At 61.8% G+C, this 7,012-nt stretch carries 6 protein-coding genes; 2 read left to right on the top strand and 4 right to left on the bottom strand.

Annotated elements, in window-relative coordinates:
* Positions 1–75: 75 nt before the first annotated feature.
* Genes OCV66_RS15035 through OCV66_RS15050 form a run of 4 tightly spaced genes read right to left on the bottom strand, consistent with a single transcriptional unit; the run spans position 76 to position 3,854 of the window.
* Complete coding sequence (locus OCV66_RS15035) at positions 76–1,170, bottom strand: PSP1 domain-containing protein (protein ID WP_147574614.1); 1,095 nt, start codon at positions 1,168–1,170, stop codon at positions 76–78.
* Positions 1,171–1,189: 19 nt separating this feature from the next.
* Positions 1,190–2,068, bottom strand: a complete 879-nt coding sequence (locus tag OCV66_RS15040; RefSeq protein ID WP_054328506.1) for a DNA polymerase III subunit — start codon at positions 2,066–2,068, stop codon at positions 1,190–1,192.
* Positions 2,065–2,388, bottom strand: a complete 324-nt coding sequence (locus OCV66_RS15045; RefSeq protein WP_054328507.1) for a cyclic-di-AMP receptor — start codon at positions 2,386–2,388, stop codon at positions 2,065–2,067. The genes OCV66_RS15040 and OCV66_RS15045 overlap by 4 nt, the downstream gene beginning before the upstream one ends.
* Positions 2,385–3,854, bottom strand: a complete 1,470-nt coding sequence (locus tag OCV66_RS15050; protein ID WP_186950484.1) for an aminotransferase class I/II-fold pyridoxal phosphate-dependent enzyme — start codon at positions 3,852–3,854, stop codon at positions 2,385–2,387. Before OCV66_RS15050 ends, OCV66_RS15045 begins: the two co-directional genes overlap by 4 nt.
* A 244-nt stretch (positions 3,855–4,098) precedes the next feature.
* On the opposite strand from OCV66_RS15050, the gene serC reads away from it, so the two are divergent.
* Both serC and OCV66_RS15060 read left to right on the top strand, forming a co-directional pair.
* Positions 4,099–5,190, top strand: a complete 1,092-nt coding sequence (gene serC, locus OCV66_RS15055) for a 3-phosphoserine/phosphohydroxythreonine transaminase (protein ID WP_054328510.1) — start codon at positions 4,099–4,101, stop codon at positions 5,188–5,190.
* 58 nt (positions 5,191–5,248) lie between these two features.
* Positions 5,249–6,400, top strand: coding sequence for a 3-phosphoglycerate dehydrogenase family protein (locus tag OCV66_RS15060; protein WP_054328511.1), 1,152 nt, complete (start codon positions 5,249–5,251; stop codon positions 6,398–6,400).
* Positions 6,401–7,012 lie beyond the last annotated feature (612 nt).

A 7,012-nucleotide genomic window follows, 5' to 3' on the forward strand; every position in this document is an offset into this window, starting at 1 on the left:
GTCGGAATTTGAGTATTCATTCATGCAAAAGAATAATTATAAAAATACGCCCCTCTTTTATAAGAGGGGCGTATTTTATTCTTCTACAGGCTTCTCTTCGTGATACGCCTGCGCTTCCCCACCGGAGGATTTCCTGCGGCGGCGTCCGCCGCGTCTGCGACGGCGCTTGGGGGCGTCGCCGGTTGCGCCTTCGGCAGCCGAAGCGCTTTCCGGCGCGGCAGGCTCTGCCGCTGAGGGGGCGCGTTCGGGCTTGTCCGGCTGAGCAGACCGCTCTGCGCGCGGCGGACGGACAGATTCGGCTTCCTCCCGCCTGCGGCGCTCCTCGGCCAGCGCGGCGATGTTCTGCCGGTTGCGGCAGGCGCCCTTCACCACGCAGCAATCTGCGCACTGGAACTCGGTCAGGGAATGCTCCGGACTGTCGTCCAGCTGCACCTTGCAGGTGCCGCGCAGCATTTGCGTGGAAATGACCTTTCCTCGCCCCTCCGGCGTATCCACCACGCTGCCCTGCTTGGGCGTGACCTTTTGCAGCTCGGCATAGGCTTCGTGCTCATATTTGAGACAGCACATCAGCCGCCCGCAGGTGCCGGATATTTTGGCAGGGTTAAGCGACAGGTTTTGATCCTTGGCCATATTGATCGAAACCGGATGGAAGTCCTCCAGATAAGAGGAGCAGCACAGCTCGCGGCCGCAGGTGCCCAAGCCGCCGATCATCTTCGCTTCATCGCGCACGCCGATCTGCCGCAGCTCGATACGGGTGCGGAATACGCTGGCCAGATCCTTGACCAGCTCGCGGAAGTCCACGCGGCCATCTGCCGTAAAATAAAACAGCATTTTGTTCATATCAAAGGTACATTCGACCGTGACCAGGTTCATGTCCAGCCCGCGTTCCTCGATCTTGCGCTTGCAGACGATAAACGCCTCGTCCGCGCGCTTTTTATTCCGCTCGAGCGTTTTTCGGTCCGCGTCGGTCGCCACGCGCAGCATGCGTTTGAGCGGCTGCACAACCGTCTGGTCAGGTACGTCGGTGTTCGCCTGCACGCACTCGCCGTACTCCAGGCCGCGCGCAGTTTCCACGATCACGCCCGTCCCTGTTTCCACAGGGATGTCCTGCGGGTCAAAATAATACATCTTTCCGTTTGGCTTGAAACGGACTCCGATAATTGTAGTCAAAAGCTGATATCCTCCTATATTATAGAAAGCAGATGCGGTATACATCGCTTGTCAGCGCACAGGTCACTGCCGCCGCCGCGGCGTTGCGGCCGATCCGACCGATCAGCTCTCCAATCCAGTCATATACCGCCAGCAGGCGGCTGGCGGGTACCGTCCGTGCCAGAGCGCGCGCTTCGGTTTCCAGCGCGGGCTGCAAAGGCGGCTGCGGCAGGGCTTTGGCGAAAAACACAGCGTCGCGCAACGCGGCCTGCAGAATGCCCAGCACACCCATCAGCGTCCGGCGCGGCGTTTTTTCGAGCGCCAGCGCGGCCAGCATCATCCGCTCCTCGCGCTGCGCGGCCACAGCGGCCAGATACGGCGCGAGCAGCGCGGCCGCCTCCTCATCCGAAACCGCGGCGCCGGCCGGCGCGAGCGCGAATTTCGTGCAGCGGGAGCGCACGGTCTGCAGCAGAGCGTCCGGCTGTTCGGCGGCCAGGATGAAAAATGCATAGCCCGGCGGCTCCTCCAGCTCCTTGAGCAGTGCGTTCTGCGCCATGGGGTTGAGGTTCTGCGCGTGGCAGATCACAGTCACGCGCCGCGCCCCGTCATTGGGGACGATCGCGTTTTCCGCCTTAATGCGGCGCGCGAGATCGACCTTCAGCTCCTCGTCGCCCGCATCGATCATCATCAGGTCGGGATGCACGCCCTGCTCCGCCTTGCGGCAGGACAGGCAGGTCCCGCAGGGCCTCGGCCCACCGCTCTCGCACAGGATCGCGGCGGCTAGGACGCAGGAAAGCGTCTTCAGCCCGTCGGGATCGTCGCCGGAAAGCAGGACGGTCTGCGGGAAACGGCCGGACAGCGCGTTCCGCAGGCTGCTTTTGAGCGCCGTGTTGCCCGGCAGACTGTCAAACGAGATCAAAGCTTTTCAAACCGCTCGACATGCAGCACGAACACGGTCGCGCCGCCGACCTCGACCTGTACGGGCGTGGATGGGAAAAAGCCCATGCCCAGCTCGGCGGTGGTCGGGATGATCTGCTTGCGCGAGGAGGAATGCTCGCGGATGATGTCGAAGCAGGCGTCCAGCTTGGATTCCTCCAGTCCGATCAGGATGGTGACGTTGCCGGCCTTGAGGAAGCCGCCGGTCGTCGCCAGCTTGGTGATGGAAAAGCCCGCTTTCATCAGGCTGTTGATTACGTCCTGTGCATCATCATAATTGATGATCGCAAGTACCATTTTCATAAAAGGTGTCCCCCTTTTCCGCTCTGCTGCGAGATAACCACGGTGATTTCTTCTATTTCATTGTACCATCTTTCCCGAATAAGTTCAATGTGCGCCCGTGTAATTTTCTCCCCCGGCCACAGCAGCGGCACGCCGGGAGGATAGGGCGTGACCGGCCGCGCGCAGACCAGCCCCTCGGCCGCAGCGGGCGCGACGCGGCCGGTGTGCGAAAACCACGCCTGCCGCACGGGCATGACGCGCGCGGCGGGCGGGAAGGGCGCGGCCGCCAAGGAAAGCGGCTCCTCCCGTCGCCGGCCGGACAGGCAGCGCAGGCCGCGGCGCAGGCGGTAGATCGAGGCGCCGGTATCCGCGCCGGTCAGAATGAACACGGCGTTGCGGTCGTCCGCCATCTCACAGGCCACGCCGTATTCGCTCCAAAGCATGTCGGCCAGGCGACGGCCGGTGATATCCGTACCCGCGGTGCAGACCGTCAGGCGGCAGGGGTCGAGCGCGGGGAAATCGCTCTCGGCCAACGGTGTGAAGCGGGTGCGGCGCGCGATATAATCCCGCAGGTCGCCGCAGGTTTCCGCCGCGCGGCGGTAGGCGGCTCGGCCCGGGCCTTCGGTGTAGGCGCGCGCCAGGTCGATGGACGCCATGATCGGGTATGACGGGCTGGAAGTGCCGAACAGCGCGGTATTTTCGCGCAGCGCGCGCTTATCCGCGCCCGCGCCGGCCAGAAGGACCGCCCCCTGCCCCAGACAGGGCAGCGTTTTGTGCATGGAGAGCACCGCCATGTCCGCGCCCTCCGCGACCGGCGCGGGCAGGCCGAGCGCCGGAAAATGCGCGCCGTGCGCCCCGTCGACCAGCAGAAGCCTGCCGTATGCGCGGCACAGATCCGCGAACGCCGGTATCGCGCGGCACACGCCGTAATAGGTGGGAGAGGTGAGCAGCACGGCGCGGATCTCCGGATGGTCGAGCAGCGCCCGCTCGGCCGCGTCCACGGGCAGCGCGCCCGACACCGCGAACGGCTCGATAAGCGGCGCGGAGATAAAATGCGGTGTGATATCCAGCAGCGCGCAGGCGTAGCAGACCGACTTGTGGCATTCGCGGTCCAGCAGCACGCTGCCGCCCTCCCCCACGGCGGCCGCAAGCATGGCGAGGACGCCCTGGGTCGAGCCGCCGGTCAGAAAAAAGCAGTCGTCCACGCCGAAATAGCGCGCCGCGGCGACCTCGGCGTCGCGGATCGGCCCGTCGCCCAGGTACAGGTTGCCCGTGCCGTAGGTTTCGGTGAAATCGATGGCGAATATCTCCGCATAGCTGTTGAACAGCGGCTCGCCCTTATGCCCCGGCATATGGAAGCGCGCGGAATCGCCGGTCGCAAGCAGCTGGAGCGCGTGGAACAGCGGCGCGCCCGTGAACGGCATCAGCCGGTTGATCTGGCGGTGGGTGAGCTGCGGCGCCCGGGCTCTTTTTTTGTGATGGAACATGGGCCGCGGCCCCCTTTCTCTGGCATGCCCACGCTTCTGGTATTTTGTTATTATAGCATGCGCGCGGGGCGCTTGGCAAATCCTTCCGCACACGCTCTGTCCATAATGTGCAGACATTCGTCTTTTTCAGATGGATTTTTGGGCTATATTCCCGTAGTAAATATCTTTCCCTTATATTATAATGAATACTGCGTTCTTTTTTGGAACAGCATGTTGAAATTTGAAAGGCAGGTAACTATTCACTATGGCTGACAATCGTATCTACAATTTCTCCGCAGGCCCGTCCATGCTTCCGGTACCCGTGCTTGAGCGCTGTGCCTCCGAAATGCTGAACTACAAGGGTTCCGGCATGTCCGTCATGGAGATGAGTCACCGCTCTAAAGTATATGACGCGATCATCAAGGAAACCGAGGCCGCGCTGCGCCGCGTACTCTCCATCCCGCAGAACTATCGGGTGCTGTTCCTGCAGGGCGGCGCGACGACCCAGTTCGCGGCCATCCCGATGAACCTGATGCGCACCGGCAAGGCGGATTACGCCATCACGGGCAACTTCGCCAACAACGCTTATAAGGAAGCGGTCAAATTCGGTGACATCCATGTCGCGTTCTCCTCCAAGGAGGGCAACTTCGACCGCGTGCCGACGCAGGGCGAGCTGGACATCCGTCCGGACGCGGATTACTTCTACATCTGCGCCAACAACACCATTTACGGCACCGAGTACCAGTACGACCCCGAAACCCCGGCAGGCGTGCCGCTCGTGGCCGATATGTCGTCCAACATCCTCTCCAAGCCGGTGGACGTTTCCAAATACGGCGTAATCTACGCGGGCGCGCAGAAGAACATGGGCCCCGCGGGCGTGACCGTGGTCATCGTGCGCGAGGACCTGCTAGGCCATTACCCGCTGGAGAAGTATCCGGTCATGCTGGACTGGAAGACCATGGCGGATAAGGAATCCATGTACAACACGCCCCCCACCTACGGCATTTATGTGCTGGGCCTCGTGCTCGAGTGGGTCGAGCAGATGGGCGGCGTCAAGGCGATGCAGGAGCTGGCGGCCAAGCGCAGCGGCATGCTGTACGACTACCTCGACGGCCAGGACTTCTACAAGGCGGTCGCGGAAAAGGCGTCCCGCAGCCACATGAACGTCACCTTCCGCACCGGAAACGACGAGCTGGACGCGAAATTTGCCAAGGAGTCCGCGGCAGCGGGCATGAGCAACCTCAAGGGCCACCGCTCGGTCGGCGGCATGCGCGCTTCCATCTACAACGCGATGCCGGTCGAGGGCGTGGAGCACCTGATCGACTTCATGAAGAAATTCGCGGCGGAAAACGCCTGATCCGCGGGCGCGCCCGCCGCGCCCGTCCATTCCAAAAGAGTAAAGGGGATTGATTCCTGTGTTTAACGTAAAGCTGTATAACAAAATTTCCAAAATCGGCCTCGATCAGCTCGATCCGGCGGGCTATGCCTGCTCGGAGGATTTTGAGGACTATGACGCGGTCCTTGTCCGCTCGGCCAAGCTGCACGACGTGCAGTTCCCCAAAAGCCTCAAGTGTATCGCGCGCGCGGGTGCGGGCGTGAACAACATCCCCCTCGACCGCTGCGCCGAAGAGGGCATCGTGGTGTTCAACACCCCTGGCGCGAACGCCAACGCGGTCAAGGAGCTGGTCATCTGCGCGCTGCTGCTCGCCTCCCGCAAGGTGGTGCAGGGCGCGAACTGGGTCAAGGGCCTTGCCGGCACGCCGGACATTGGCCCCGCCGCGGAAAAGGGCAAGGCGACCTACGCCGGCCCTGAGATCGCGGGCAAGCGCCTCGGCGTGATCGGACTGGGCGCGATCGGCGTCAAGGTGGCCAACGCCGCGGTCGGCCTGGATATGGAGGTCTGGGGCTACGACCCGTTCCTCTCGGTTGACGGCGCGCTCGCGCTGTCCCGTTCGGTCAAGCATGTGACCGAGCTGGACCAGATCTTCGCCAACTGCGATTATATCACCGTACACGTCCCGCTGCTCGCGGACACCCGCGGCATCATCGGCGCGGAGGCGATCGCCAAGATGAAGGACGGCGTGCGCGTCGTCAACCTCGCCCGCGGCGAGCTGGTTGACGAGCAGGCCATGGCTGCCGCGCTCGAAAGCGGCAAAGTCGCGGCGTATGTGTCCGATTTCGCCTCTGACGCGATCCTTGCGCAGGAAAACGCGGTCACGCTGCCCCATCTCGGCGCCTCCACGCCGGAGAGCGAGGACAATTGCGCGAAAATGGCGGTCAAGGAAATCGTGGACTACCTCGAAAAGGGAACCATCCGCAATTCGGTCAACTTCCCCAACCTCAAGGTGCCGTATGAGGGCGGCTACCGCATCTGCATGATCCACCGCAACATCCCGAACATGATCGCCTCCATCACCGCGGCGGTCAAGTGCAACATCGAGAACATGGGCAACCGCTCCAGAGGCGACTACGCCTACACCATCGTGGACGCGGCCGAGCAGCCCACCGAAGCCAACCTCGAAGCCCTCCGCGCGATCGACGGAATGATCTCGGTGCGCACCATCTGAACGAAAAATCAAAAATGACCGCACGTTCACCGGCTCTAAAGCCGTGATTCCGGTCAAAACAGAGGAAATCAGCCCCCAAACCAGCCGGTTTGGGGGTTTCCTGCTGCCGCCGGACGACAAAATGCGCCCTTTTCCGCCCTGCATCCGATCGCGCCCGCGTCCGCCGGATTGCCCCCGCGCGGCGGAGACGGGTGGAACACTTCCCCTTGACAAATCCAGTTTTATGGTTATTCTATCCCCTGTATGATTTTTATGGAAAAAGACGGTATACCCCCCGGTACAGATGTTCGAGCGGGCGTCGTAACACAGCACGCGAAACGCGCATATCCATGCAGCGCGCTTACCTTATTATATATAATCCCGTAATTTTCGTATTTTGTGACAGTCACGGATGCGTAATATTACCCGTTTGTTACACTTCACGCAATCTTCTTGACGCATTTATTCCCGCATGGTATGATTGTCAACGTAATAAGGGCGAGCAATCGCCTGAAAATTTTAAAGGAGGAAAAAACCCCATGAAGAATCTCAAAAAGGTTCTCGCACTGGTGCTGGCGTTCGCATGCGCGTTCACCATGTTTGCCGGTGCGGCGTTCACGGATGAGGCCGATA

The sequence above is a fragment of the Agathobaculum ammoniilyticum genome (assembly GCF_025567315.1).
Classification (GTDB): Bacteria; Bacillota; Clostridia; order Oscillospirales; family Butyricicoccaceae; genus Agathobaculum; species Agathobaculum ammoniilyticum.